The sequence below is a fragment of the Nocardia goodfellowii genome (assembly GCF_017875645.1).
GTDB lineage: Bacteria > Actinomycetota > Actinomycetes > Mycobacteriales > Mycobacteriaceae > Nocardia > Nocardia goodfellowii.
In genome coordinates this window covers 6,930,585-6,956,082 of record NZ_JAGGMR010000001.1, presented here as the reverse complement: position 1 = coordinate 6,956,082, position 25,498 = coordinate 6,930,585, and the positions used below count along the sequence as shown (strand labels likewise).

Below are 25,498 nucleotides of genomic sequence, written 5' to 3'. Positions count from 1 at the left end.
AAAGCGATCATCCGGGAGGCGGGCGGTTCGCAGTATTAAAACCAGCGGTCTCAACTGCACGCTCCGCACGACTTACTGTAGGGCATCGCGAGAGCCGAACGGCCCGCTTGAGATTCGCTTCACCCCCTCAGGGGCCCTCCTTGCCGCTATCGCCGGGGTCAAAGTTCATCAAAAGCGCGCATCTAGCTGCTGTTTTGTGAAAATGTGAGCCCGGTCACAATGATGTCTCACGGCCTGGGTGGGGCATCGCAGTGGGACACCGGGTGGGACAAACTTGGCTAATCGCTCGTAACTGTGTTCGATATCGACAAGCGCTGCCGTCTGTGATCAGCGCATTCGCCTGCCGAGCTCTGGCGTCAAGTTACCATATGCTAAAGATTGGAAAACGATTTGAAAACGATCGGCATTTTGGTTTGCTGATCGATCCATTTATCAATGCACCACAAGATTGCAGCAATTTCCAATTTATCTACTAGGTGGAATATTATCTACTCGTTGCGGCGAAGGGAATTGCCTTAACGGCACATGCGCAATGTGCAGGCCGATGCGCCGCCTTGAAGAGTCGGCGCGAGTCTGATGGCGTCGGTCTGTGGCTCGCCGCAGAGGTCACCCTTAGTTAGGGATGGCTATTCCTCAGTAAATGAGACATTGCGACGAACGTGTTGCAAGCTTGGCCCGTCACAGCCTGCCTTACGGCGTAAGTGTTCCGGAACGGCTCCTGCTGCGACGAAGGCAGCAATCCGTGATGGTCATTCGACCAAATCGGTACTGGTCGGTCGTCCGATTGGTTCTATTACAAGATTCAACTCCGCGAATCGGACCCGCCGTTTTGCATTGTCTGACCGGCAGGGCAGAATGGCGGCTGCGGGGTCCCGGCCATCCGGGGCCGCCTCGAAAACCGAGCGGGAACTCGGAATTCGGGGAATCGTGACTCGCTGTTCCAAGTCTCGGCCGTGTCAACAGTTCGAACCTCTGGTGGAGGTAGGTGAGCGGCACGCTCTCGGTCTGCCCGGGCCCGCGCCCTGGCGCCGGGAGCACCCGCCTGCACCGGAGGCAATCCGGAAGGATTAGTCACGTTGTTCCGCTTCAATGGGCAGTGTCAAAACTGCGCCCAAGCTGCTGAATCCAAGCCCGAGGCCGCGGCAGCTGCGACTCCGGCGGCACCCCTGCCCCCGGTAGCGGCCCCGGCTCCGGTAGCGACGCCCGTGTCGTTGTCATGGCCGACTGCGTTCATGGTCAGCGTCATCGTGGTGGCCGGCCTCGTCTACCACTTACTGTCCTGCATGGCCGGGATGGACCCGGACGAAGCCGCCGTCCGGCTCATGTGGATCGCTGTCCCGCTCGTCGCGCTTGTCATGCCGGGCACCTGGCTCGGAGGACTTGCACGCTCGCTCTGCAGCATCGCGAGCGATGTACTGGCACGGCTCGGTGGCGGTGATCCCCGGTGACCACCACCGGCGTCGTCCGCCCCGTCGAGCTGGTCCAGGTGGCCAGCTGGCAGCCGGGGCGTTATGCCCTGCAGGGTGCGGAGGGCGCGACCGTGGTTCTGGCCCGCCCGCCGCACCATCTGGACGGTTTCCGGCCGACGCCGGGGGACTGGGTCTACCTGGTGAAGGACCCTGCGCACGGTGTTTCCATCCTGCCGTGCCGCAAGCGGCCGCGACTCCCGTCCGACGACGTGGATCCGGCCCGAATCGGTGGTCCCGCGCTGCAGGCGGATGGACCGCCGCGGGTCGTCCGCTGGGCGACCTTGCCGGGCGAGGAAGATCGGCAGATCGCGCCGGAAGCGCGGCCGGACCGGCGCACGATCGACCGGTACGAACGCGATCGGGCGTTCGAACACAAGCTGTCCGAGGTGGATTCGCCGCCGAAGTTCGCGGCGATGCTGCGGGACATTCTGGAAGAGTCCGGCCGGACCGCCGGGGTCGTGGCCGTCCTGACCGGTTTGCCGAGGTCGACCTGTTACCGGTACGTGTCACCCTCGGCTACCGGATTACCTAGGGACCGCGCGAACCTCGCCGCCTTTCTCCAGGCGTGCCGCGTGCAGGAATCGCAGATCACGGCGGTGCTGAACACCTGGCAGCGCCTGGCGTACCCCGGTTCCCCGACGGGTACGGACCGGCCGGACGTTCCGGCCCGCGAATCCGGTAGTCGTAACACGCGCCAATGGATGAAGTCCGAGGGTGACGACCGGGAAGGCGCCGACCACGCCTTCGGCCTCCGGGCTGCCGCCGCTGACAGCAAGTTCGAGCAGGCCATCCGGCACTACCGGCATGCGCTGCAACAGTTCAACGGGCTCGGTCTCCGTGCTCAGCAGGCCGACGTGCACCGGCAGATGGGGCGGCTGGAGATCGTTCGCGGCCGGTTCCGGTCCGCCGAGCGGCACTTCCACACCGCCCTTGGTGTATTCCAAGAGCTCGGTGACCTCGAGGGCGTTGCGGAGGTCCATTGCGATCTCGGTGAGCTGGCTGGTCGGCAGGCCGTTGAGCTCATGCGCAACACCGTCGACTCGCCGTAACTCATCTCCTGAACGGAAACGCTCCTGGACCGGATTCGGTTCAGGGGCTTCCGAGATAGACCGGGGCGTTCACGCCCCGGTCATCGGCACCGCGGTCACCGGCGAGGTGAAGGTGGTCATCGGCACCGCGGTCACCGGCGAGGTGAAGGTGGTCATCGGCACCGCGGTCACCGGCGAGGTGAAGGTGGTCATCGGCACCGCGGTCACCGGCGAGGTGAAGGTGGTCATCGGCACCGCGGTCACCGGCGAGGTGAAGGTGGTCATCGGCACCGCGGTCACCGGCGAGGTGAAGGTGGTCATCGGCACCGCGGTCACCGGCGAGGTGAAGGTGGTCATCGGCACCGCGGTCACCGGCGAGGTGAAGGTGGTCATCGGCACCGCGGTCACCGGCGAGGTGAAGGTGGTCATCGGCACCGCGGTCACCGGCGAGGTGAAGGTGGTCATCGGCACCGCGGTCACCGGCGAGGTGAAGGTGGTCATCGGCACCGCGGTCACCGGCGAGGTGAAGGTGGTCATCGGCACCGCGGTCACCGGCGAGGTGAAGGTGGTCATCGGCACCGCGGTCACCGGCGAGGTGAAGGTGGTCATCGGCACCGCGGTCACCGGCGAGGTGAAGGTGGTCATCGGCACCGCGGTCACCGGCGAGGTGAAGGTGGTCATCGGCACCGCGGTCACCGGCGAGGTGAAGGCCGAAGCGTCTTAGTGACCGGACGGGGGTTGCTGAATTACCGGGTAGCGGTAGGAGATCGGGCGCAGCAATGCGGTGTCGATCAGCCAGGGCTGGTAGACCACGACGGTGCCGCCGGAGGCGGCGGGCGGGGACTGGGTCCGGTCGAGGTCGATCGAATGCACCACGGCCAGAGCGTTATTGGGGTATTCGCGGAGGTGGTGCTCGACCTCGTTGTAGGTAAGGATGATCTGCTCGCCCAGCGAGATGGTCCCTTTGATTTCGACATAGATCTTTTCGGTGCCGCGGGTGGCGAGCAGGTCGAACGATTCGGTCTTGCCGGTGTTCTTGACGAGGTAGTGGCGGGATTCGAAGTGCTCGATCGCGAGGGTGACCGCGCGGGCCTCGACCGCGGTCTTTTCGGCGTGTGTGAGCCCGCTGCCCTGGCCGGTCGTGCGGCGTGCGTGGCCGGCGGACTCGGTGGCGGCGTTTTCGGCGTCGACGATCTCGGGCGGGATGTCGCCGGGAATGAACGGGGTGTTCGCTGTGATCCGGTACAGCCGGTCGAGCAGCTGGGCAATGTCGAGGAAGTCCTGGCGGAGTTGGGCATCCGGCGGGATCGCCCCGGCGGGGTATCGGATGCCGTGGACATTGCCGAGTTCGTAGGCGTGTCCCAGTCCGCGGGCGGCGTGCAAGTCGATGGTGCCGAACGTTTCCGGGCGTGTCCCGGCCGCGGCCAATGCCGAGCGGGCCCAGTCGGCGCGGCGGCGGATGACCTCGTCGGCGAGGGGGATGATGCGCTGGCGAACGGGATCGAAAGGGCTGGTGCCCTGGTTCAGCGACAGGTAGACCGCGTCGCCGGTGGTGCTGAACAGGTAGACGGCATACCAGCCGAGTCCCGCTTTGGGGCTGCGGACCGGATCGAAGAATCGGCTCCACGGAACCCGCGCCGGTGTCCCGCGGCCACCGCTGCCTTCGGCTCGCCACGCCGGAAAACCCGTCGCCAGCTCGGACCGGATCCATCGCGGTATCTCGTTGTCCACCAACGTTTTCCGCCGGATCATCGCTGGGTCGCGGGCGTCGATGGTGAAACTGGGTTGCAGGCGCAGCACTTCTTCGAGCAGGTCCCTCAGCGGCATGCCGGGCAATCTAGCGGGGCGGTCCGACAGGAATGCGCTCCGAACCATCCGGCTCCAAACCCCACTCTCTGTGCCGGATTCTTGTCGGTGCCCGCCTCTAACGTGTTGAACGACAAACAGGTTCAGCAGGCTCCGGCCTGGGGGTGTGGTGGGTATGAGCACAGTGACAACCAGTACTGACGTTCTGGAGCACTTCACGTCGGGCGGGCGCATCGCCCGCGGCGAAATGGCGTGGTGGACCGGACGTGACGGGTGCGAGCAGGTGACGCAGACCGTCCTCGCACACCGCACCACCGTTCCCTACGCCATTGCATCGGAAGACATCCCGGCGCTCTCTACCCACCATCCGCTGGGCAAGATCAAGAAAGAAGAGGCCGAAGAGGTCGCGCTGATCCGAGACTGGTTCCCGGACTTCGCCTTCGCGCACTTGTTCCACTACATGCTCGAAGAAAAGCAGCGACTGTACAGCTGGCAGGAGTTCTGCAAGTGGTTCCAGGGCGAGGCAGTCAGCGGCTGGCTGTGGGAGCCTTCGCGCCAGATGGTCGCCCGCGCCATGGCCGAGGGTTGGAGTCGGCAGCGTGCCGACGAAGCGATGCGCTGGCGGGTCGGGAACTTCTACTACTCGTTCCTGCGGGAAATGCATGTGATCGCCGCGCTGCGGGAACGGGGCCTGCCGATGCTCTTTCATCCGCTGGCCGACGCGCTGTTCCGGGTCGACGCATGGTGCGGCAACGTGCTGCTTGAGCTGTTTGTGGGCAATCCGATGTACAAGGCGGGCAGCCGTGGCGGCCGCAAGCATCGCACCGAGGATTACTTCGCCGACCAGCCCGGATTCAAGGTGGTCCGGTTCGAGATGCGTGTGCAGAAGACGTTCGGCGTCGTGCATGTGCCGCCGCCCTGGCAGATCGACCGCTGCGCCGCAGCGATCCGCCGGGCACTGAATTCGTCACATCCCTGACCGGCCGAAGGAGGAGCAAATGGCCGACACAGACCAGGAAAGCAGACTCGTCGCGCACTGTCGGCGTTGCCACGGCTGGCTGGTATCAGCACAGTCGGTTGCGCAAGGGATCGGTCCCATCTGCGCGGTCCGCGAACGCGCCGAGCAGCGCACCGGCACCCCGCTGCTCTTGTTCGACATCGCAGGCTGAACGACCGCCAGGCAGCCAGTTTCCACACACGGCCGCCTGGGCCTCCGGCGCCGGTATGAGTGCCCCTATCCCGCGTCCTGGCTCGTGCTCATCGAGGCCACCGGATAAGGAACAGGCCGCCGGATGCAGTCGCGGTTCCGATGTTGGCCCGGATATCGGCTGAATGGCGGTAAGCATGAACGGGTTTGGGCAGAATCCTTCCCATGATGCCTCCGGTCGATCTACTGAAGTTCGCTAGAGAGCAACTGGAAGAGGCGGTGCGGGAGCTGTCGGGCACCATCCCGTCCGCTGATATACGGATCCAACTCGGCCTGCTGGCTGCGCACATCGCGGTCGCCGAAGGCCCGACCTCAGAAGGTCAGCAGGAATCGAGCGCCGCCAGGACCGACGACGTGGTCATTGTTCCGCCCGCCGCCGGCCGCCGCGGCGGGCCGCCACCTGTGCGCGTCAACGTGGGACGGCACGGTCAACCGGAATGGGCCGAGTGGGATGTCGATCTCGCGGTCCGAATTCTTCGAGGGGCGAAGCCATCCAGCGTGGAGCTGGTACGCGCACTGGTCGCGGCGGGAGGCAGCGCCAGCGTCGATCAACTCCGCTCCGCCACCGGTGAGCAGAAACTGCACCCGATGACGCAGTCATTGAACATGGCCGGTCAGCGACTGACTCGCCTCCCCGCGGAACGCCTCATACAGCCGTCTCACTTCCCACGAAAAACCTCACCAGTCGCTGCTTATTCGCTGCCCCCAGGCACAGTGGAACTGTTCTCGGACGCGCTGGAGCGCTACGACAGGTGGGTCGCCGACCTGCCAGGCTGAAGGCAAGGACAGCCCAGGACCTCCAAGACCGAGGCGATCAAGCAGGGCCGGCCGACGGAGTACGGCGGCGATGGGCTGGGGTGAAGTTGTTTTGATTCGGGAGGGCTATCCAGGGGGCTTGCGGTTCGCGGCCTGCGGATGCAAGGCGATGGTACCGTGGTGGATAGCCACCGTGGTCGAGGATCAAAGGGGGTCGATTCAAATGGCGCAAACTGCCCACGATTCGCGTCTACCCGACGTGATTCGGGCGTATATGCGAGCGCACGGCATGACCAAGCACGAGGAGGTGGCACGTGTGCTCGGTATCGACCGGACTCTGGTTTCGAAGTATCTGACCGGTGCACGAACCTGCCGCGACGTCATGCAGTTACGCCATTTCGCCAAGGCCATGGGGCTGCCGCCGGAAACCTTTGGGCTCACCGATCTACCGGATCCGGACCAGGCCGACCGTGATGAGGCAGTGACGGAGTGGCGGCTGGTTCGGCAGACGATGAACCAGAACCGGTATGCACTCACCGCGGCGGCGGCACGACTGTATTGGGACACGGACCCGATCGAGGGCACCACTTGCATAACGCGGCCGGAATGGATGGCGCCTGCCCCAATCGACCTCGATTCGATCAAACTCGATTTCCAGACGGACGCGCCGACGCCGATGTTCAACGGCAGTGAGCCTGAATCCGAGCCGTACCGACCAGCCCGATCAACTGGTGTGCGATACGGACGCTACAGCCAGGCCATACGTGCAATCGCCCGCCCGACTCTATTTGAGAACCGAACTTCGTACCGTCTGCTCGATGCGTCATTCAGTGAAGCCGGCGCTCGGATGTCCTTCGGTCTGACCACCTACTTCGACATGGTCGACGTCTGCGAGGTCATTGCGCACGAAACGGCGGCCGCGTGGATATCGCATAGCGGCCCAGTGCGGTTTACGCTTGAGGATCTGCCGTTTCGACACCGGATAGGTGACCTGTTCGACCCGGCTCGTCGGCCGATTCTGCCGAGCATCAACACCTTGACGATCCGTCGAGCTGCCGATGGAGACACCTTCTTCCTGCACCGGCGCGGCGCAACCCAGGTAACTCTCGCCGCTGGCCTGACGCACATCATTCCGGCTGGCGTGTTCCAGCCTGCCGCGATCGGCCAGCCCAACGTGGAGCGTGACTTCAGCTTGTGGCGGAACATGATTCGCGAGTTCTCGGAGGAATTCCTCGACACACCCGAGCACGATGGGAGCAGCGGCACATCTGTCGACTACGACAGCGAACCGTTCCGGACGCTCACGGCGGGCCGGGCAGCGGGAAAGGTGCAGGCCTGGTGCTTCGGTATGGGTCTCGACCCGCTGGCGCCAGCTGGTGAGATTCTGACGACCGTCGTCATGGACGCTGAGGTATTTGATGCCGCATTCGAAGGCTTGGTCTCGCGGAATTCCGAAGGCGAGATCTACCCGTCGGAGCCTGGCAGGGTGGGGATTCGTTGGACGCCGGACAATGTCCGGCACGCATTGAACCATGAACCGTTGGCGGCCGCCGCTGCTGCATGCGTGGCACTTACCTGGCGGCACCGTGACCTGCTGCTCGGATGATGCGATGATGGCCGGGTGCGCGTACTGGTCACCGGGGCGAACGGCTACATCGGCAGTTCGGTTGTCGCTGCTTTGAGCGCTGCTGGCCATGAGCCGGTGGCGATGGTGCGTAAACCGGGCCTCGATATCGCAGGAGCAAGCCAGGTTCGAGTCGCCGATCTGGTCGATATCGACTCCCTGCGGGAAGCGGTCCGCGGCGTCGACGCGGTTTGCCATCTGGCTGGTTTGACCAGGGCTCGGGAGTCGTTCGCCGAGCCGCTGCGGTACTTCCGCGTGAACGTGAGCGGGACGATTGCACTGCTGGACGCTATGCACTCCGCCGAGGTCCGGCGGATCGTATTTGCATCTACCGGCTCCATCTACGGAACGCCGAACCATCAGCCTATGAACGAAACGCTTCCCGACGCCCCGCCGCATCCCTACGCGAGCAGCAAGTTGGCAGCCGAACTTGCGATAGAGGCGCAAGCCGGAAGCGGGGATCTGGCGGCTGTCGTGGTCCGCATCCTCAACGTTGCGGGCGGAGCAGATCCGGACCCGACAAGGTTGGTTCCTCGGATACTCGCCGCGGCTTCTGGCGGGCCCTCACTGGCGGTTAACGGCGACGGTACCGCTGTCCGTGACTACCTGAATATCTGCGATGCAGCCAACGCGTTCGTCGCGTGTATCGAGCATCTCCCAGACCCTGGAAACTCCGCCCGGTACAACATTGGCAGCGGCCGCGGGACCAGCATCATGGACGTGGTTGCGGCAACCGAGCGTGTGACCGGGCGCCGGGTCTCGGTGGAGCACAAGCCGCCTGCGAGCGAGCCGGCGAGCCTGATCAACGACCCGTCGAAGGCGATAACGGAAATCGGTTGGGCGCCAAGATATTCTGCTATCGACGAGATCGTTCGCGATGCCTGGATGGCGAGCGCGCTTCTCTGAGGTCTATTTCGGTTCGGGTTTTTCGCCGGTTTCGCCGGTCGTGTCCGGGCGGGGTGGGAGCGTGTCGGTATCGCCGGCGAGCCACTGCAGGAACCCGATGACGTGCGCGTTCATATTCGACCCGACCTCTTGGACCGCCGCTTGGGCGCGCTGGTACAGCTCGGGGTCCGGTCGGTAGACCCTAGCTGGATTCAGGTGCTTACTCGGCATAGATAAAAGCATGTCACGGTGGCTAGCCATTCGTCCACAACTGGCGTATAGTCAAGGGTGGCTAGCCACCCTTGACCGGTGCGGATGCAGGTTGACAAATTGTCACAGTTGATCAATGCAAAGCCGACCATGCTTCTACTTATAAGAAGTCAGTTAGCTCATCGAGAGGGGGCTCTCCGTCAACCAAATTCGAGACGACTGCCGATGAATGACGAGTCCGAGCCAGCCGATTCGTTCCAGCGATTCGAGCAGGCCGAGAAATAGGAACTCCCCGGTAGTTCCAGCTACCGGGGAGTCAAGCACCAAAGCGGTATCAGCCGCTTCAGCGATTCCACACACCCCACGAGACAGGAGCCCCTGAGGCATGTCCATCGTACCTGGCCGTTCGGCCACATCCAGCACTCGCAAGTCCCGCCAGGGCCGCAAATCCCATCCCGATTCGGTAAGCCGTGACGAGCGCGCGGTCGATCCCGACGGCCTGTTGTCGCCGGAGGAAAGGGCTTGGCGCGCAGAACAACTCCGCGCCCAGCGCAAGATCGCACGCCTGAGCCGCCGGACGGGGGTGGCGTAATGCGCGACTACCTCGGACACCACGTCACCAGCACTAACCAGTTCGGCAGCCCCGATGCCTGCGACGCCGCGGTCGGGATCAGTGTGCACGGCTCGTTCGCAGTCTCCTATGCCGAGCACATCGACAAGGTCTGCCTGAAGGTCGATGCCCTCCAAAGCAGCACGTTCGCCGGTATGAGCATGCAGCTCAGCGTAGAGAAGGCTATCGCTCTCCGTGACCTGCTCGATGCCGGAATCGATGACGCGCTCGCCGCCACCAGCGTGGACGAGGCGTCCGTGCTCGAACTGCCCTCCGGCGGTGCGGCATGAGAACGAGTCTCGAACTCCGGATCATCCTGTTCGCCGTAGTCGCGACCGGGTTCATCGTGGCACCCGGCACCGTCGGCGCGATCATCTTCGTCGTCGTGCTGTGGGCGCTGTGGCGCCGCAGCCCGCAGCGCCGAGGAGGCCGGCGATGATTCGAAACAATCGTCACCTGTACGGCGAAAACAGCTCTAACACAGGGCATTACGCCTTGCATGCCATGGGTGGCCGTGCCTTCGATTCCTCCGCGTTGGTGGGGGAGACGCTGGGGTCGGCGGCACCGGAACGGCGCGGGATCATTCTCGTGTTCGCTCTGGTGTTCGCCACGGGCCTGTACGCCGGAGCGCTGCTGTTCAGCGGGCGCCCCAGCCACACCCCCGACATCGTCTATTGCCCCGCGCCCGGATCTCCACCCGCCGCAGCGGTTCCGGCCGAATGCGGCCAACCGGGGGTGGGGACCCGATGAAGCTTCCCGAGAAGTGGGGCAGAGCTGAATGGGCCCGCGCCGCGGCGCCGGCGATCCCGTCCATCGTGGTCGACCACGGCGTCATGTGCTCGGACGCGACCCAGCACCAGGCGCTGGATGTTGGGGACGGCCATTGGGTGTTCACCGGGCTGCCTGGCCGCCAGTTCACCTCCGACCAGGCCAAGGCCGGGATGCGGCTGGCGGTCGCACCAGACCGGCTCGAAGCCGAGGGGTGGGCGAAATCGCTCGGCCTGACAATCAACGAGGCGCGAGGGCTGATCAATGCCGCCACGCCGACGATCGAAGAATCCGCCGAACCGACTGAGCTGGACCGGGATTGGGGGCTGGCTCGATGAGCGAGTTGCCCAGCGCCGAGATCCTTGCCACCGGCGAAACCGTTACCAGCGAGGTCGCACGGGAGCTGACCGACCGTATTCGCGCGCATGTGGAAACTGCGTGGGAGCTCATTCAGCAGGCCTATCTCACTCGGGCCTGGGCGGCGCTCGGCTACGACTCCTGGGACGAGTACTGCGCGCAGGAATTCGATCGAGCCCGGATCCGGGTACCGCGGGAGGAGCGCGCGGAAGTCGTTGCCTCCTTGCGTGAAATCGGGATGAGCACGCGTGCCATCGCCGTCGCCACCGGTGTCAGCGACTACACCGTTCGCCAGGACCTCGCAGGTGCGAGAAACCTCGCACCTGATCCATATGCGCCAGTAACCGGGCGTGATGGGAAGAGCTACCCACCGAAACCGCTTGCCGCTCAGCAGAGTTCATCCGGCGCGGCGGGACGCGCCGCTTCGGATGAGTTCCCCTTCGGATCCGGACCAGCCGAGGCCGATGCCGGGCAGGCGCAGGCGGCGACGCGGAAGCGGTCGCCGATCACCGAGTCGTTCGACGAGGCGCGCCGGGAGCTGTTGCAGGACACCAAACGCCTGCAGCGACTGGTGGACGACGACCGCTTCGATCGATACGCCACCCAGTTGGCGCAACAGCATCGCGCGGACCTGACCCGCGCACGTGATGCCCTGCAAGCCGTCATCGACCGGCTTCCCCACACCACCCCCTCCGAAGGATGACCATGCACCTCGTCAACCCTGACCACTCTCCAGTGCCCGGCACCACCGTGATCGTGATGGTGGACGCACCGACCGCGCGCCGCTGGCTGGAGCGCAACACCAACAACCGGCCGGTCCGGGAATCCCGGGTCAAGCAGTACCACGACGACATTGTCTGCGGCCGTTGGCATTTCAACGGCGAGACGATCAAGTTCTCCGCCGATGGTGACCTGCTGGACGGGCAGCATCGTCTGCACGCACTGGCCCGCACGACCGATCTGCGCCTGCCGCTGCTCGTCGTGCGCGGACTGGCCGCCGACACCCAGATCACCATGGACCAAGGGGCCCGGCGCACCGCCGGCGACCAGCTCACCCTCACCGGCGTCACCGGGCACAACACCACCCTCGTCGCTGCCGCACTGCGCGTCTACATGACCTGGATGGAAGGCAACCTGTTCGGTGCCCAAGTCCGCGGCGGCGGAATCTCCACCACGCGCATCGTCGAATTCGCCAGCGCCTACCCAGAATTGGTCGCCATCTCCGAACAGTTCACCAGCATCGCCGCACGCCTCAAAGCCCGGCCCGCGGTCGCGTGCGCGGTCGCGATCCGGCTCACCGAAATCGACCCCGAGGCCGCCAGCGAGTTCGTGCACTCATGGGACTGCGGCGCCGGACTCGCCGCCGGTTCCCCGATCCTGGCCCTGCGTGAGCGCCTCGACCTGCACCGCTCCGCCCGCACCCGCGTTAGCGACCGCGACCAGATCGGGCTCATCGTCCACGCCTGGAACCTGTGGCGCCGCGGCAAGCACGTATCGAAACTGCAGCGCCCCAAAGGCGGCTGGACACCCGACAACTTCCCGGAGCCCAGATGACCCTGCACCCCATCCCACGCGACAGCTACCCCGACACTGTCGGCATCCGCCGCACCGAGCACCGTATGTGGTTCGACGAACTACCCCACACCGCCCACCTGCACCAGACCGGCTGGCAGGTGTCCTGGATGCCCGGCCGCAACGACCTCACCCTCGACCAGGCCCACGACGCGATGCTGATCGCAAAACTGTCCCACAGCCACCGCATTCCGGCCCTCGCCTGCGGCGACTGGCCCGCCATCCGCCGCCTCGCCCGCCACCTCGGCGTCGACCCGCGCGCCGCCGTCGAACACATCCGCGACCTCGAACAACGCGAACACCAGAAATCCATCGCGACCCCCGCTGAACAGATCCCGCACCTCGCCATACACCTCCCGGACCGGCCCGCACTGCGCGACAGAGTGTTCCACGTCGACGCCCCGAAACCGCCGGTCGTGCGCACACCTGGCCGCGTCCCGGGCCAGTGGCTGTTGTCGGGAGAATTCCTGGATCGCGAGGTGCAGCGATGACCGGCCCTCAGAACGTCCATCGCCGCGACCTGCCCGACCCCACCGGCGCCCGGTTCGGGCTACCGACCTACGAATGGCGCACCGCCCCACCAGGTTTGGCCACCCGGCGGCAACTCCGCGCGCAGCAGCTGAGGCCCAACGGCCAAGACATCGCCGCCCAGATCGTCGCCCCCGCCGCCGGTGGCGGCCGGCCCCGCAACACCGCCTACCTGTACCGCGTCGATCAGGCCGCACCCAAGCGTGACGCCACCCCGGCGCAGCGAGAAGCCCTGGCCAAAGCGACCCGGGAACGCCAAGCGCGGGCGTGGGAACGCCGCGGATTCGACCGCCGCGAGATCGGGCAGATCGGGGACCCCGGATCGCAATGGTTCGCCAGCATCGAACCGGAATCCGCTTTTCCGGAACAGGATTGGGGGCTGGATCGATGAGCATCCCGATTCCCGGGTCCCCGAATATGCCGTTCCCGAGCCCCGCCAGCCCGGCGCCGCTCCCAACGATCGGGGTGCACAAGCCGCGGCTGCTCGATCTGTTCTGCAAGCAGGGTGGCGCAGGAATGGGTTACTACCGGGCCGGATTCGATGTCGTCGGGGTCGATGTCGAGCCGCAGCCCCGGTATCCGTTCGAGTTCCACCAGGCCGAGGCCCTGGCCTTCTTGGACGACCATGCCAGCGAGTTCGACGCCTACCACGCCTCCCCGCCCTGCCAGCTCTACACCCTCGCGCATCGCCTGCGCGCCCGCACACACCCCGATCTCATCGGCCCGGTCCGCGACGCCTTCCTCCGCTTGGCGGGCGCCAAGCCGTGGGTGATCGAGAACGTCCCTGGCGCACCACTGCGGAACCCGGTCATGTTGTGCGGCACCATGTTCGAGGGCCTGCGCGTCTACCGGCACCGGATCTTCGAGTCGAACATCGTGCTCCGGCAGCCGGAACACCCCCGCCACACCGCCCCGCTGCGGAAGATGGGGCGGCCACCGGAGCCGGGCGAGTTCATGCACGTGGTCGGTAACTTCTCCGGCGTCAGCCAAGCCCGCCAAGCCATGGGCATCGACTGGATGAGCCGCGACGGCCTGCGCGAAGCGATCCCGCCGGCCTTCACCCGCTCGATCGGCAAGCACCTGCTCGACCACGCCGCCTTCGGGCAGGCGGTGAGCGGCGCATGACCGGACACCTGTACGGACCCTCCTACGACCGGGTCGTCGACGGCCTACGGCAAGTGACCGCCGAAGCCACCAGGCAATCCGGCGAATGGACCAAATTCCACTGCCCGGTACCGACCCACGGCAAGGGCCGCGGCGACCGAAACCCGTCCCTCGGAGTGAAATACGACCCGCGCCGGGAAAAGACCATCGTCACCTGCTTTAGCCGCTGCGACCAGGACGACGTCCTCAGCGTGGCCGGCCTGCGCGTGCGGGACCTGTTCGACCGCCTGCCCGACCGCACTCAGAGCAACTACCGGCCCGGACCCCGACACACGCCCGTACAGCCGACCCCGGCGGCGCAGCCCGGCGTGACCACTCCGGTCGATGACTTGGGTGCGGTCACCGGGCCGCGGCGGCGGGTCGCGACATACACCTACACCACCGCCGCGAAAGATCCTGTCGGCCAGGTGATTCGCTACGCCACTCCGCACGAGCACGGCACCGCGAAAGACTTCAGCCAACGCCGCTGGGACCCCGAGCGCCAAGGGTGGGTTCCCGGTGGGTTCGCGCCCGTGCTGTACCAGGCGCCGATCGTGGCCTGGGCCATCGCCGAAGGCCACCCGATCCTGGTGTGCGAGGGGGAAAAGGACGTCGACCGTGCCATCGCTGCCGGTTATCCCGCGACCTGCAACGCCGCGGGCGCGGGCAAGTTCCGTCCCGAGCACGCCGAACAGCTGCGCGGTGCTTCGCATGTGGTGATCGTCGCCGACCGGGATCTGCCCGGGTTCCAGCACGCCGCCCAGGTCTACGACCGCCTGCAAGGGCTGGCGCGCCACATCGACGTCATGCACACGGCGTCCGGCAAAGACCTGTTCGACCACCTCGAAGCCGGCCACGACATCAACGACCTGCGCCTGATCCGGCCCGACCAGCTGAACTTCGTCCGCCAAGACCCCGCACCAGGTGGCACCGGACCGCGACGGCCCACCGACATGCCGCACCGTGAGCGGGCCGGGTGGCCGGGGCGCCAGGATCTGGATTGGGGGTTGGACCGATGACCGCTTCGGACCGTCACCCGATGTGCTCGTGTGGCTGCGGTGGCCCTGGCGACTACAGCCGCGGTATGTGCCAGGCCAGCTATCAACGGTTCCGCCGCCGCGAACAGGCCTACGGGCGCTGGCAGCCCCGGGTGCCCGCCGACAAGGTCCGTGCCCATATCGAGCGCCTGAAAGCGGCAGGAATTCGACCGCATCAGCTGGAGGCGCTGGCCGGGGTAGATCGGGTCACGATCGCCAACGCGGCACGCCCGGACTGGGAACGGGTCTCCAGCGAGGTCGAACAGGCGATCCTGGCGGTGCCCGTGCCCGAGCGGGCCGCTGACGTCGTCGCCGACAACGCCCTCGTGCCGAGCCTGGGTGCCCAGCGGCGTGTCCAGGCGCTCGTCGCCCACGGCTACCCGCAAGCCCATCTGGCACGTGAACTCGGCATCAGTCCCGCCAGTGCCACCATGAGCGGCCTGGTCGGACGACCGAACACCGCCGGCGGCTGCACCGGCGAAACGATCAGTGCCGCACGAGAACGGGCCGTCAAAGCGTTGTTCGAACGGCTGCAAATGATTCCGGGACCGTCGGATCGGGCGCGTGCTCACGGCCGCGCTCACCGCTGGCCGCTGCCGTTCGAATGGGACGAAGACAGCATCGACGACCCCACCGCGAAGCCAGTGCGTGCCCGCTGGACCCCGGCGTCGGCACGCGCTGAACGCCACGAACGGATCCAGCAGCTGACCACCAGCGGGGCACCGGCGTGGCAGATCGCCGACCAGCTCGGCATTACCGAACGCTCAGTGGTCCGCCAGCGTCAGCGCAGCACGGTCGCCACACCGCAACGGCTAGAACAGGATTGGGGGCTGGATCGATGAACCGTTCCCGACCGAATTCGCGTTCGCGGTGGACCGAGCGTGACGAGCAGGTGACCGTGTTCGCCGCCGAGCAGTGGGTGCTGGATTTCGCCACCGTCAGCCTGCTGTGTGGGACTGGCCGGCGCCGCACCTACGAACTTATCGAACGCTGGCGCGACGAATTCGCCGTGCTGCGTTCGGTTTCCATCTTCCTCGACAACGCCGAGCGCGAAGTGACCGTGGTGTGGCCGCGTCCGGCTGTGGCCGCTGAACGGCTCGGGTATCCGGTGTCGAGCTGGAAGCCGACCAGCAGCAATTTGGCCCACAAACTCGCCGTCGCCAAGGTGCGCGCCGCACTGTGCGGGCTGGAGACCGGGTTGTGGGTGCCGGAACGAAAGCTGTTGCGCGACGCCGCGATCGCGGCCGGGCAACGCCCCGGCGCACCGATCCTCGCCGACCGCGCCGACACCGTGGCTGCGACCAAGCAGGGCATCGCCCGCGGGCACGTCCACGACGGACGCTACCGCTACCGCGGGCAATGGCTATCGGTCGAGGTCGAACTGACCCTGAAGCGTCCCTCACGAAAACGGCTGGCCGACAGCGTGTTCAACGCCTACCAGCGCGCCCGACAGTTCGGGGACGGGCTGCTCTACCTCTACGGCAGCAAGCGCATCGGCGACGCCCTGGAACGCGTCGTCGTCGACGACCTCATCAAGCCCGGACGCATCGGGGCCGAACCGGACATCCGGCTGCGGTCGCTTACTCGGGTGATCGAGGACCGCTCCATTGACTTGCCGACCGCGCCGACCCGAAAGGAGGACCGCGCCCGATGACTTCGTTCGAAAAGTTCCTCGCCGCCTGCAAACCCCTCATCACCGCAGAAGACTGCGGACCCACCGCTGTCGCGCCGGCCCCGCGAGTTCCCGCTCGCGCACCGGTGTATGAATGCAAACCCCTGATCACCCCACAGGACTGCGGAGCCCAGCCAACGCCGCCGAGCGGGCAGCCGCAGGCGGTCACGCCAGATCCGGTTTCGGGTGCGCCGCAGCCGAAGTGGTTGCAGTTCCTTGACAATCACGACCCCGCCACCTCCGCCGACGCCGACTGGCTGCCCCAGGTTGGTGCGTTCCTGGCAGACACTGGAACCGCGGCCGGGCTCACCGGCGCCGCGTTCGCTGCCTGCGCGTGGCAGATCCGGCGCAAGGAGTACGAACCGGCCCGCGTCCGCAACTACGCCGCCGGATCCCTGATCCTGCCCGCCACCACCATTGCGGTCAGCGGCTCACCATGGACGCCGCTGGAACTGTTCATTCATGGTGGCTCGCTGGTCGCCGATGGGGACTGGCTTCCGGGACTGCTCGAATTCAGTGTCGCCGGACTGCCGCTGTCGCTGCTGTGCGCGACCTGGTGGTGGGCACAGCGCTGCCACCGCCTGCACACCATCGGCAAGAAGGACATACCGCGCACCGAACGCGCCCAGCGCCACCAGATCGACGCCAAATTCGCCGCCGCCCGTGAACTCGCCACCCGCGCCACACCATTGACTATCGTCACCGGCCGCGGGCGGGGCAAACGCCAGATCGTCCTCGGACGTCGCGCCCTCCAGGTTTCCCAGCACCGCAAATCCGTGGCCGGCGAACTGGGTTCGACCACCGACACGCTGTTCACGCTGCCGCACAGCGCGGTCCGCAAACACATCGGTGTCCTGGGTGGGCCGGGCACCGGCAAAACCACGGGGGAGTGCCGGCTGAGCGTGGCCGCGCACATGGCCACCCACGAACGCTATCTCGCTGCCGCGGCCAAGCCGACCGCAGTGCGTAAAGCGTTGGGTATCAAGCCCAAACGTGCAGTGGGGATCTTCCTGTCCTGCAAGGGCGGCATCGAGGACCTGGTCACCTACGCCGACCTGAAGGCCGCGCTGATGGCCGGCGGAGTGCATCCGTCGAGGATCGCGATGGTCCCGGCGGACAAGCTCAAACTGTGGGGGCTGGCCGCCGCTGCTATGCGCCACGTCATCGAAGACCTCGCCCCGACCGCGAAAGCCAGCGACGCGGCACAGAAGTTCTACGAGGAACTTCGCGTCTCGCTGGTGCACTTGGTCGTCGACGCCCCCGACCCCGAGACCGGCAAGGGACCGGGGCAGAACACGCCCGGCAACTCCAAGGAGTTCATGGCCCGCTTCGACGCGGCCTGGTTGTGGCATGCCTGGGGTGGCGAGTTCAACGGTAAGGGCCACTTCGTCATGCCACCCGACGCCGAGTACCGCTCTGAACTGACCGCGATCATCGCCGCCAACGACGGCAAACAGCCCGTCCTGCCCGCCGAAACCGCGCGCTTCGACAACCTGTTCCGTGAACTCGACGGCGTCTTCGACGGCCCGTTCGACCTGCTCGACAAGGACTACTGGTTCATCACCGTGCCCGGCACCGCCCAGAAGTCGGTCGCGATCTCCCAGGCCAAAGCGGTCATCAAACTCGTCGAACAGGTCGCCGCAACCCCGCACGGCTGCGAGATCACCTTCACCATCGACGAATTCAGCCGCGTCTCCGAAGGCGCCAGCCTCACCGACGCCTGCGAAGCCCTGCGCTCTCAGGGCGTGGCCTGCATCGTCGGCGCACACTCCTTCGAATCCCTGGCCGGAACCGACCGCGACGCCAAACAACTGATGAAGGCGTGGTCGGGTGGGTTGCTGTGCTTCGGGATGGAAGGCCCCGACGAGATCGTGAACCTCTACGGCACCCGCCGCGCACTGGAACCGTCACGCCACACCCTCAAAGACCGCCACGGTGACGAAGGCCAGGTCCGGATGCAGGACGCGCTGCTGGTCGACCCGAACCTGCTGCGGCGCCTCGAACCCGGTGACTGCGTCTACGTCCACGCCGGCACCGCCACCTGGGGCCGCATCACCCCGCTGAACCCCGACGACATCGCGCTCCGCCCGATGGAACCCGTACCCGGACAGGCGAACTCGCGGGGAGGGAGGTGGCTGCGCGCCGGCTCCGCCCTCATCCACGGCAAAGGAGCACCCGCATGAGCGAACGCGACTTCGGCCGCCCAGACGACAACCACAACCCCGACGACAGCAACGACGACGACCAGGAGGACAAACCTATGACCACCCCCGAACCCCTCACCCCCGACGAACAACCAGGCCCCGACCGCGCGCTCGAAGCGCCCAAATCCGACCGACTCGACGTCGAAACTCCCAGTGCCGGACAACTTTTCGCGATGTTCCCCGATGCGATCCCGCGCAACACGCCGGATCGTCGGCGTCGGCATCTCGCCGCGGTCCCGGACCCCAGCGACCTGGCCACCCTGCCCGGCAACACCATCGAGGACGACCTCGATGACCCGCTGCTCGATACCGCTCTGCGGCTGCGCGCCTGGCTGGTGTTTTGGTGGCGACCGGCCGCCACCGGCGCGGTGGTCGTGGTCATCGCGGTGTGCGCGTTCCTCACCGCAGGCGCCGCCATCGGCATCGCCTGGTGCGTCTACGGCACCGGCTGGAGCGCCTACACGATCTGGCAGAACCACGGCCGCCCCAGCATGCGCCAGATCTACCAGCAGCGCCGCGGCGGCATCCGATGACCAACGCCCTCCACCACGCCACCGACCAATCCCACCCACCGACAGCGAAGGAGACCGATACCCATGCCTGACACCAACGAGGTGGACGAAATCACCCGCAGCACATCCCGGCTCAGCACCCAGATCACCCATCTGATCAGCGCCTGGCGCACCATGAACCCGACTGCTACCCGGGTGCCGCGCAGCGTGCGCCGCGAGATCAACCAGGCGGTCAAGGCCGACGCCAAGGAACAGCAACACGCCCACGCCCTCGAACGGGCGCGGATGCAGCGCGCGGTCATCGAATACCGGTGGAGACGAGTGCAGGACAGCCCAGTCCACGCTTGGGACACCCAGGAAACCTGGTTCGAGCGCCGTCGCGAACTCGCCGTCGCGCACGACCGCCTGCGCACCAGCATCTACAACACCGCACACTTGACCGCAGTCGAGCGAGGCCAAGTCAGCCAGGCCATCGACGGCATCCATGCCGACCGCCACGCGCCAATCAAAGACATATTCGGTAAACCGAGCGGGTTGACCACGCTGCGCGCCAAGCTGGCCGACGGCATCACCCGACTGCGCGCCGGGCTGGCCGGCCCGGCTGAACAGCGCCGATTGCAGCAGTGGAACGAGCTGCACGCCGAACGCGCCGCCCAGGCCGAGCAGCGTCGGCAGCGGCCCGACTGGTTGTTCACCCCGGACCCGAACCAGCCGATCTCCTACGTGCCGGCCGACTACCCCGGCCTGCACCGCGACCCCGCCAGCGGCGTCCCGCGCCCGATCACCTTGCGGGACTTGTCCAAACGGATCGGCCGCTACAGCGAACTGCGGTTCGGCCCCGATCACGGCGATCCCACGCCCGAGGACATGGCCGCCTACGACCGGCGCGCCAGCGAGTACCGCGATGTGCTCATCGCCGATGCGCACCAGCTGGGTGCCGTGCACGCCGAACTGATGGCCACCGCCCTGAACAACATCGACCTCGCCTATGGCATCCGCCGCGAAGGCCAAGCGCTCCTGCAAGAGCAGGGCATCGAATCGGCTCACCCGAGCCGAAGCAACCTCGCCGAACAGAACGAGCGATTGGCCCGGCAACTGTCTGCGATGACAGCCGAACGAGACGACCTGCGCGACATCAACGGCGAGCTGACCGACCGGCTGGGCGCGCAACCCGATCGAAGCCCGACCCCTGAGCGGACCCGCGACGACGTTGCCGAGCCCAGGCCGGCAGCGGCACCCGACGCCGTGCACGCCACGTACGCGGCCATGCGCGAGGCCGGCCGGGACCGCAGCGAACAGGAACGACCCGCCAGCCGGGACCAGGTCCAGCAGGATCCGGGTTACGAAGTCGTCGTCGGCACAACAGAGTTCGTGACCAAACACCCGGAGATGGTCGACCGCGGCACTGTCAGCACCCTCTCCGACGGCTACGGATGGGCCTTGGACCAGATCGGCAACGACAAGCAAGGCTGGCCCGCCGACGCCGAACTCGCCGTTCGTATCTACCGGCCGGGCAACGAACTCCCGGTCTTCAGCACGGCCGGCCCGCGCGGCATGGTCACCGACGAGGTCTCCCAGGCCCGCACCGAGCACAACCGCACCCCGCTGGCCGAACTGGAACAACTGCGCGCCGAACTGCACGCCGCCCATACCGAGAACGACCAGCTGCGCACCGAAAACACCAACCTGGTGCGCGAATTCGCCGAACACGACCTCAACGCACAGCATCCGGCCCACACCCCCGCGATGCCCGCCCCCGGGCCGAAACTGGCCCGCCCGATCTTCCACGGTCCCGTCCTCCCACGGCCGGCGATGAACGGGATGGACCGATGAGCCGAATCCGCCTGCAACCCAACGACGATCACGCCGACCGCGGAATCGAGGTCTACATCGGTTTCGAGCCAGCCCTGAAGACCTACTTCGCGCAGGTCTTCGACGGCCTCGACGCCGACGGCGAGGAGATCATGCCCGTCGACCTGGGCAACGAGCCAGGCGAAATCGAGACTCCCGACGCCGCGATCGAGGCACTCGAACCGTACGCCGAGATCCCCGACGACCTCTACGAGCGCCTACGGGCCGGACGCCATCAGCGCGACATGACCTCCACGAACCTGACGCGCCCGGACCCGACCTCCGAACCGGATCCACTGGCATCCACCGAGATCCCCGCAATGGATCGGCGAGCGGCCGCACCACTGCGGTCGGTCGCCGGCCATGGCCTGCACGTCGTCTCGGATTCACGCCGTGCCGGAGATCAACGCGGCGGGGCCTTGCTGCCGGAACGGACGGAAACCCGCCCCGTGCCGGTCAACTCCCGCCCACAGATCGAGGGCCTGGATCGGTGACACCCACGCAAGCCCGCGACAAGGTCGCCAAACTCCGCGCCCACGCCGCCAGCGTCGACGGCACCCCCGAAGCCGCCCTCTTCTACGCCAAAGCTGACGAACTCGCCAGCCAGCACGGCTTACCGCTCACCTCGCAAACCCAAACCACACCGCAACCGCCACGACCCGACGACCAAGTCACGCCCACCGCCGCCACCACGAAAACCACCACGACGCCGAGGAGAACCACGACCATGCCCAACACCGCCACCACCAAGCCCACCCGCCCGGCCACCGACGGCACCATGCGCCACGCCTTCACCCCGCGCACCCGCGCCGCTTTCGGACGCAACAGCGAACCCGGCACCGAAATCAAGTTCTACATCGTCGCCATCGAGGAAGAGCCCGACCGCGACTTCCACACCAAGGCCACGAAATTCAACGAAGACGGCACCCCGCGCATGGTGCCGATCCTGATCATCCAAACCGACGGCACCACCAAGCCCTACGGCCCCGGCCTGCGCAAGATGTGGGTCCGCAGCGGCATCGCCGACGCCCTCATCGGCGCCTGCCTCGACGCCGGCACCCGCAAACCCGAGGTCGGCGGCCGAGGCACCATCCGCTACGACGGCCTGGGTGAACCCCCGGCGCGGAACTTCGCCGCCCCCAAGCTCTACAGCGCCACCTACGAGCCACCCATCGACCAGGAGGCCTGCTGATGAAGAAGCTACGCATTCTCCTCACCGGTTCCCGCAGCTGGACCGACCGCACCACCGTCCACCAGGCACTGGCCGAACACCACAACCAAGACATCGCGCTCACCGTTGTCCACGGCGACAACCCACACGGCGCAGACCGCATCGCACGAAACTGGTGCATCCGTCACACCGACGTGACCGAAGAACGTCACCCCGCCGACTGGGAACGCCACGGCAAGGCAGCCGGACCGATCCGCAACGCCCACATGGTCGAGCTCGGCGCCGACCTCGTCCTCGCCTTCCCACTCCCGAGCTCCCGCGGCACCCACGACTGCATCAACCGCGCAAAAACCGCAGGGATCCCCATACGGATCGTGCCCCCGGGTGGCCCGAGCGAGCAGGGTGGCCTGTGGTGAGCGAACCCTGCCGCGTCTTGCGCTTAGTCGCCACCGCCATCACCGCGCTGGCGACAGGCGGCCACCCCGCCCTCGACAACATCATCCGCGACCTCAACGACCATGACCTCGAAGCCCTCATCACCCACATGACCCACGGCATCGGTGCGCACGTCCAGCTGCTCACCACCCCCGATTACGCCGACAGGATCCCGCCCCGCCGAGCAGGTGAAGCGTGACCGGACCACACTCCGGTGCAGACGCGGTGCGCAGCGATCACGCTGCGCACCAGCGCGCACCCTCTGGTGCACAACATGGTGCGCAGCGGCCTGTCCGCGCATGGCCGGTGATTCTGCTCGCCCTGCCGGCGTTCGTCGCGATCTGGTCCGGCTGGGTGGGGCTCGGTCAGCTGACCGGGTTCGGGCCGGTGCATCCGCTGCCCGGGATTGTGGACAACTTCACTCTCAACACCGCGATCACGCTTCCGATAGGGATGGAGGCGTACGCCTCCTTCGCCCTTTACGTGTGGTTGTCCGGACGCATCCGTTCCGACCGAACCCGCAGCTACGCGAAGGTTTCGGCGTTCGGGGCACTCGCGTTGGGCGCTGGCGGGCAGGCCGCCTACCACCTCATGAAAGCCGCGCACGTGACCAGCGCGCCGTGGCCGCTCACTGTGTTCGTCGCCTGCCTGCCCGTCGTGGTTCTCGGTATGGGAGCTGCTTTGGCCCACATGATCCTGCGCGAGCACCACGGTGCGCACCAGTCGGTGGCGGACGTGCACGACCCAGAGCCGGTGGTGCACAACGCGGAACCGGTACGCACCGTCTCGGTGCGCGAGACCCGAACCGAAACCCGGTCCATGTCCACCGAACTGACCGCCGCGGCGACGAATCCGGACCTGGAAACCGGGCCACGCATCGAAATCGAGGCCAGTGCACTACCCAACCGGTGGATTGCGGTTGCGGAGCAGTTGTGCAGTGCGGACCCCGCCGGCCGCCGCGACCCGGGCAAGGTCGCCGAGATCTTGCATCTCCGCCACGACGAAGGCTGGTCGCACGCTCGCATAGCGGAGCGAGTCGAACTCAACTCGTCCACGGTGACCCGCACTCTCATCGCCGCTCAGGAATACACCACAGACAGGAGTACAGAATGAACGAGGACAAACGACCACCTTTCGGCACAGATAGTCCGGACCGATTGCTACAGGCCAAGGATTGCGAAGCCCTGACGGGCATTCCGGCCGCGACGTGGCGCTACTGGGCCCACATCGGTTCCGGCCCAGCCAGTTTCAAATTGGGGCGTCGGCGAGTATGGCGCGAATCAGCAATTCTAGGATGGGTCGCCGAGCAGGAACAGCTCACGGCACGGGGCGGTGTCGCGTGAGGGCCCCGGACCACCGCCGCGACAGCACAAACGATGAGCCGGATGACCGCGACAGCCCGCAGACATCCCGACGGCCACCCACGCGCCGAAATCCACGAGTCGGCATCGAGGACCGTTGGTTCCCCACCGTGGTGGTCGTCGATCCCGTCACGGGCAAGAAAAAGAAGGAGAAGGTCAAGTCCGAGGAGCGGTTCGGCAAAGGCAAGCGGTGGCGTGCCCGCTACGTCGATCCGAACGGCATCGAACGCCACCGTTCGTTCACCGTGAAGAACGATGCCAAGAAGTTCCTCGACAGCGACGTGACCACAAAGGTGGTCACCGGCACCTGGGTCGACCCGGATCGTAGTGGTGTGCTTTTCGAGGTGGTGGCCGAAAAATGGTTCGCCACCAAGAAGTTCCGGAAGCCGAAGACCGTGGCAGGATATCGCTCGCTGCTCGACACTGTGGTGCTGCCACGGTGGAGGGCGGTGCCGCTGCGGGAAATCGAGTTCGAGGACATCCAGGAATGGGTGGTCAACCTCTCGGTGTCGGGGAGTTCGAGATTCGAGGGCCGCGGGCTGTCGGCGTCCCGGGTAATCCAGTCCTATCAGGTCCTCGGCCAGGTGTTGCGGTTCGCGGTGAAGGCCAAGCGGCTGGCAGTGAATCCAGCGGAGGATATCGATCTGCCGTCGATGCTGTCGGGGGAGCGGCGTTATCTGACACATCTCGAAGTAATGCGAGTGGCGCAGGTCGCCGGCCGATTCCGGCCGCTGGTAATGACTCTGGCCTATACCGGCATTCGGTTCGGCGAAGCAATTGCCTTGCGGGTGGCAAACGTCGACGTGGACAACCGGCGAATCCGGGTGAGCCGCTCGGCCACCCGGGTCACCGGCGCAGGCATGGTGGAGACCGATACGAAGAACCACACGACCCGATCGGTGCCGGTGCCGCGGGTCCTCGCTGAGGAGTTGAAAAGCCTGCTGAGCGGCCGCCGACCCGACGCGTTCGTATTCGGCAGCCACAAGGGCGGTCACCTGACCTCAACGGAATTCCGCTGGGTGTTCGATCAGGCGGCGAAAGATGTGGGTTTGGAAGGTGTTGTGCCACATAGCCTTCGGCACACCGCCGCATCGCTGGCGATCAGCGCTGGGGCGAACATCAAGGTGGTGCAGAAGATGCTGGGCCACAAGACGGCGACGCTGACCCTGGATCTCTATGGGCACCTGTTCCCGGATGATCTCGACACCGTGGCCGACGGGATGGATGCCGGAGCGAAAGCTGCTGCGGACCAATTGCGGACTGCATGAGGGAGAAAGACCAGTGGCGGCTCC

At 66.3% G+C, this 25,498-nt stretch carries 32 protein-coding genes; 30 read left to right on the top strand and 2 right to left on the bottom strand.

Annotated elements, in window-relative coordinates; all coding sequences use genetic code 11:
• Positions 1-1,232 precede the first annotated feature (1,232 nt).
• From BJ987_RS32275 to BJ987_RS32265, 3 genes are all read left to right on the top strand, one after another.
• Complete coding sequence (locus BJ987_RS32275) at positions 1,233-1,448, top strand: hypothetical protein (RefSeq protein ID WP_209896833.1); 216 nt, start codon at positions 1,233-1,235, stop codon at positions 1,446-1,448.
• Positions 1,445-2,518, top strand: coding sequence for a hypothetical protein (locus BJ987_RS32270; RefSeq protein WP_209896832.1), 1,074 nt, complete (start codon positions 1,445-1,447; stop codon positions 2,516-2,518). The genes BJ987_RS32275 and BJ987_RS32270 overlap by 4 nt, the downstream gene beginning before the upstream one ends.
• Positions 2,519-2,630: 112 nt before the next feature.
• Positions 2,631-3,221, top strand: coding sequence for a hypothetical protein (locus tag BJ987_RS32265; protein ID WP_209896831.1), 591 nt, complete (start codon positions 2,631-2,633; stop codon positions 3,219-3,221).
• Here BJ987_RS32265 and BJ987_RS32260 read toward each other — a convergent pair.
• Positions 3,218-4,324, bottom strand: coding sequence for an MrcB family domain-containing protein (locus tag BJ987_RS32260; protein WP_209896830.1), 1,107 nt, complete (start codon positions 4,322-4,324; stop codon positions 3,218-3,220). The genes BJ987_RS32265 and BJ987_RS32260 overlap by 4 nt on opposite strands.
• A gap of 262 nt (positions 4,325-4,586) precedes the next feature.
• On the opposite strand from BJ987_RS32260, the gene BJ987_RS32255 reads away from it, so the two are divergent.
• The 5 genes from BJ987_RS32255 (at position 4,587) to BJ987_RS32235 (ending at position 8,796) form a co-directional block, all read left to right on the top strand.
• Positions 4,587-5,282, top strand: a complete 696-nt coding sequence (locus BJ987_RS32255) for a hypothetical protein (RefSeq protein WP_209896829.1) — start codon at positions 4,587-4,589, stop codon at positions 5,280-5,282.
• 19 nt (positions 5,283-5,301) lie between these two features.
• Positions 5,302-5,472 (top strand): DUF6011 domain-containing protein, encoded by a 171-nt coding sequence (locus tag BJ987_RS32250; protein ID WP_209896828.1) that lies wholly within the window; start codon positions 5,302-5,304, stop codon positions 5,470-5,472.
• Between the two features lie 203 nt (positions 5,473-5,675).
• Positions 5,676-6,287, top strand: a complete 612-nt coding sequence (locus BJ987_RS32245) for a hypothetical protein (RefSeq protein WP_209896827.1) — start codon at positions 5,676-5,678, stop codon at positions 6,285-6,287.
• 268 nt (positions 6,288-6,555) lie between these two features.
• The gene (locus tag BJ987_RS32240) at positions 6,556-7,872 is read left to right on the top strand and encodes a hypothetical protein (protein ID WP_209896826.1); all 1,317 of its coding nucleotides are present in this window, start codon (positions 6,556-6,558) and stop codon (positions 7,870-7,872) included.
• Between the two features lie 15 nt (positions 7,873-7,887).
• Complete coding sequence (locus BJ987_RS32235; RefSeq protein ID WP_209896825.1) at positions 7,888-8,796, top strand: NAD-dependent epimerase/dehydratase family protein; 909 nt, start codon at positions 7,888-7,890, stop codon at positions 8,794-8,796.
• A 3-nt stretch (positions 8,797-8,799) separates the two neighbouring features.
• On the opposite strand, the gene BJ987_RS32230 is transcribed toward BJ987_RS32235, so the two are convergent.
• Positions 8,800-9,006: a hypothetical protein gene (locus tag BJ987_RS32230; RefSeq protein ID WP_209896824.1), complete on the bottom strand. Its 207-nt coding sequence runs from the start codon at positions 9,004-9,006 to the stop codon at positions 8,800-8,802.
• 364 nt (positions 9,007-9,370) lie between these two features.
• Here BJ987_RS32230 and BJ987_RS32225 point away from each other — a divergent pair, with 364 nt between their 5' ends.
• From BJ987_RS32225 to BJ987_RS32120, 22 genes are all read left to right on the top strand, one after another.
• Positions 9,371-9,577: a hypothetical protein gene (locus BJ987_RS32225; RefSeq protein ID WP_209896823.1), complete on the top strand. Its 207-nt coding sequence runs from the start codon at positions 9,371-9,373 to the stop codon at positions 9,575-9,577.
• Positions 9,577-9,885, top strand: coding sequence for a hypothetical protein (locus tag BJ987_RS32220; protein ID WP_209896822.1), 309 nt, complete (start codon positions 9,577-9,579; stop codon positions 9,883-9,885). The genes BJ987_RS32225 and BJ987_RS32220 overlap by 1 nt, the downstream gene beginning before the upstream one ends.
• The gene (locus BJ987_RS32215) at positions 9,882-10,034 is read left to right on the top strand and encodes a hypothetical protein (RefSeq protein WP_209896821.1); all 153 of its coding nucleotides are present in this window, start codon (positions 9,882-9,884) and stop codon (positions 10,032-10,034) included. The genes BJ987_RS32220 and BJ987_RS32215 overlap by 4 nt, the downstream gene beginning before the upstream one ends.
• Entirely contained in the window at positions 10,031-10,345 is a 315-nt protein-coding gene (locus BJ987_RS32210; protein ID WP_209896820.1) for a hypothetical protein, read from the top strand. Before BJ987_RS32215 ends, BJ987_RS32210 begins: the two co-directional genes overlap by 4 nt.
• Positions 10,342-10,701 (top strand): hypothetical protein, encoded by a 360-nt coding sequence (locus BJ987_RS32205; RefSeq protein WP_209896819.1) that lies wholly within the window; start codon positions 10,342-10,344, stop codon positions 10,699-10,701. Before BJ987_RS32210 ends, BJ987_RS32205 begins: the two co-directional genes overlap by 4 nt.
• Entirely contained in the window at positions 10,698-11,423 is a 726-nt protein-coding gene (locus BJ987_RS32200) for a hypothetical protein (protein ID WP_209896818.1), read from the top strand. Before BJ987_RS32205 ends, BJ987_RS32200 begins: the two co-directional genes overlap by 4 nt.
• Positions 11,420-12,274, top strand: a complete 855-nt coding sequence (locus BJ987_RS32195) for a hypothetical protein (RefSeq protein WP_209896817.1) — start codon at positions 11,420-11,422, stop codon at positions 12,272-12,274. Before BJ987_RS32200 ends, BJ987_RS32195 begins: the two co-directional genes overlap by 4 nt.
• On the top strand, positions 12,271-12,783 hold the full coding sequence (locus tag BJ987_RS32190) for a hypothetical protein (RefSeq protein WP_209896816.1): 513 nt from the start codon (positions 12,271-12,273) through the stop codon (positions 12,781-12,783). The genes BJ987_RS32195 and BJ987_RS32190 overlap by 4 nt, the downstream gene beginning before the upstream one ends.
• A complete protein-coding gene (locus BJ987_RS32185) occupies positions 12,780-13,211 on the top strand; it encodes an RRQRL motif-containing zinc-binding protein (RefSeq protein ID WP_209896815.1) in 432 nt (143 codons plus the stop codon). The genes BJ987_RS32190 and BJ987_RS32185 overlap by 4 nt, the downstream gene beginning before the upstream one ends.
• Positions 13,208-13,945, top strand: coding sequence for a DNA cytosine methyltransferase (locus BJ987_RS32180; RefSeq protein ID WP_209896814.1), 738 nt, complete (start codon positions 13,208-13,210; stop codon positions 13,943-13,945). The genes BJ987_RS32185 and BJ987_RS32180 overlap by 4 nt, the downstream gene beginning before the upstream one ends.
• Positions 13,942-14,982: a toprim domain-containing protein gene (locus BJ987_RS32175; RefSeq protein ID WP_209896813.1), complete on the top strand. Its 1,041-nt coding sequence runs from the start codon at positions 13,942-13,944 to the stop codon at positions 14,980-14,982. Before BJ987_RS32180 ends, BJ987_RS32175 begins: the two co-directional genes overlap by 4 nt.
• A 65-nt stretch (positions 14,983-15,047) precedes the next feature.
• A complete protein-coding gene (locus tag BJ987_RS32170; protein WP_209896812.1) occupies positions 15,048-15,842 on the top strand; it encodes a hypothetical protein in 795 nt (264 codons plus the stop codon).
• A complete protein-coding gene (locus tag BJ987_RS32165) occupies positions 15,839-16,654 on the top strand; it encodes a hypothetical protein (protein ID WP_209896811.1) in 816 nt (271 codons plus the stop codon). Before BJ987_RS32170 ends, BJ987_RS32165 begins: the two co-directional genes overlap by 4 nt.
• The gene (locus BJ987_RS32160) at positions 16,651-18,855 is read left to right on the top strand and encodes a hypothetical protein (RefSeq protein ID WP_209896810.1); all 2,205 of its coding nucleotides are present in this window, start codon (positions 16,651-16,653) and stop codon (positions 18,853-18,855) included. Before BJ987_RS32165 ends, BJ987_RS32160 begins: the two co-directional genes overlap by 4 nt.
• Positions 18,852-19,409, top strand: a complete 558-nt coding sequence (locus BJ987_RS32155; RefSeq protein ID WP_209896809.1) for a hypothetical protein — start codon at positions 18,852-18,854, stop codon at positions 19,407-19,409. The genes BJ987_RS32160 and BJ987_RS32155 overlap by 4 nt, the downstream gene beginning before the upstream one ends.
• Positions 19,410-19,472: 63 nt before the next feature.
• Positions 19,473-21,221 carry a hypothetical protein gene (locus BJ987_RS32150; RefSeq protein WP_209896808.1) on the top strand — a complete coding sequence of 583 codons (1,749 nt, stop codon included), beginning with the start codon at positions 19,473-19,475 and terminating at the stop codon, positions 21,219-21,221.
• Positions 21,218-21,733 (top strand): hypothetical protein, encoded by a 516-nt coding sequence (locus BJ987_RS32145; protein WP_209896807.1) that lies wholly within the window; start codon positions 21,218-21,220, stop codon positions 21,731-21,733. The genes BJ987_RS32150 and BJ987_RS32145 overlap by 4 nt, the downstream gene beginning before the upstream one ends.
• A complete protein-coding gene (locus BJ987_RS32140; protein ID WP_209896806.1) occupies positions 21,730-22,431 on the top strand; it encodes a DUF2786 domain-containing protein in 702 nt (233 codons plus the stop codon). The genes BJ987_RS32145 and BJ987_RS32140 overlap by 4 nt, the downstream gene beginning before the upstream one ends.
• A complete protein-coding gene (locus tag BJ987_RS32135) occupies positions 22,431-22,826 on the top strand; it encodes an SLOG family protein (protein ID WP_209896805.1) in 396 nt (131 codons plus the stop codon). Before BJ987_RS32140 ends, BJ987_RS32135 begins: the two co-directional genes overlap by 1 nt.
• Positions 22,823-23,044 (top strand): hypothetical protein, encoded by a 222-nt coding sequence (locus BJ987_RS32130; RefSeq protein ID WP_209896804.1) that lies wholly within the window; start codon positions 22,823-22,825, stop codon positions 23,042-23,044. The genes BJ987_RS32135 and BJ987_RS32130 overlap by 4 nt, the downstream gene beginning before the upstream one ends.
• A 107-nt stretch (positions 23,045-23,151) precedes the next feature.
• Positions 23,152-23,958: a hypothetical protein gene (locus BJ987_RS32125; protein WP_209896803.1), complete on the top strand. Its 807-nt coding sequence runs from the start codon at positions 23,152-23,154 to the stop codon at positions 23,956-23,958.
• Between the two features lie 334 nt (positions 23,959-24,292).
• The gene (locus tag BJ987_RS32120; protein ID WP_460745670.1) at positions 24,293-25,474 is read left to right on the top strand and encodes a tyrosine-type recombinase/integrase; all 1,182 of its coding nucleotides are present in this window, start codon (positions 24,293-24,295) and stop codon (positions 25,472-25,474) included.
• Positions 25,475-25,498: the final 24 nt, after the last annotated feature.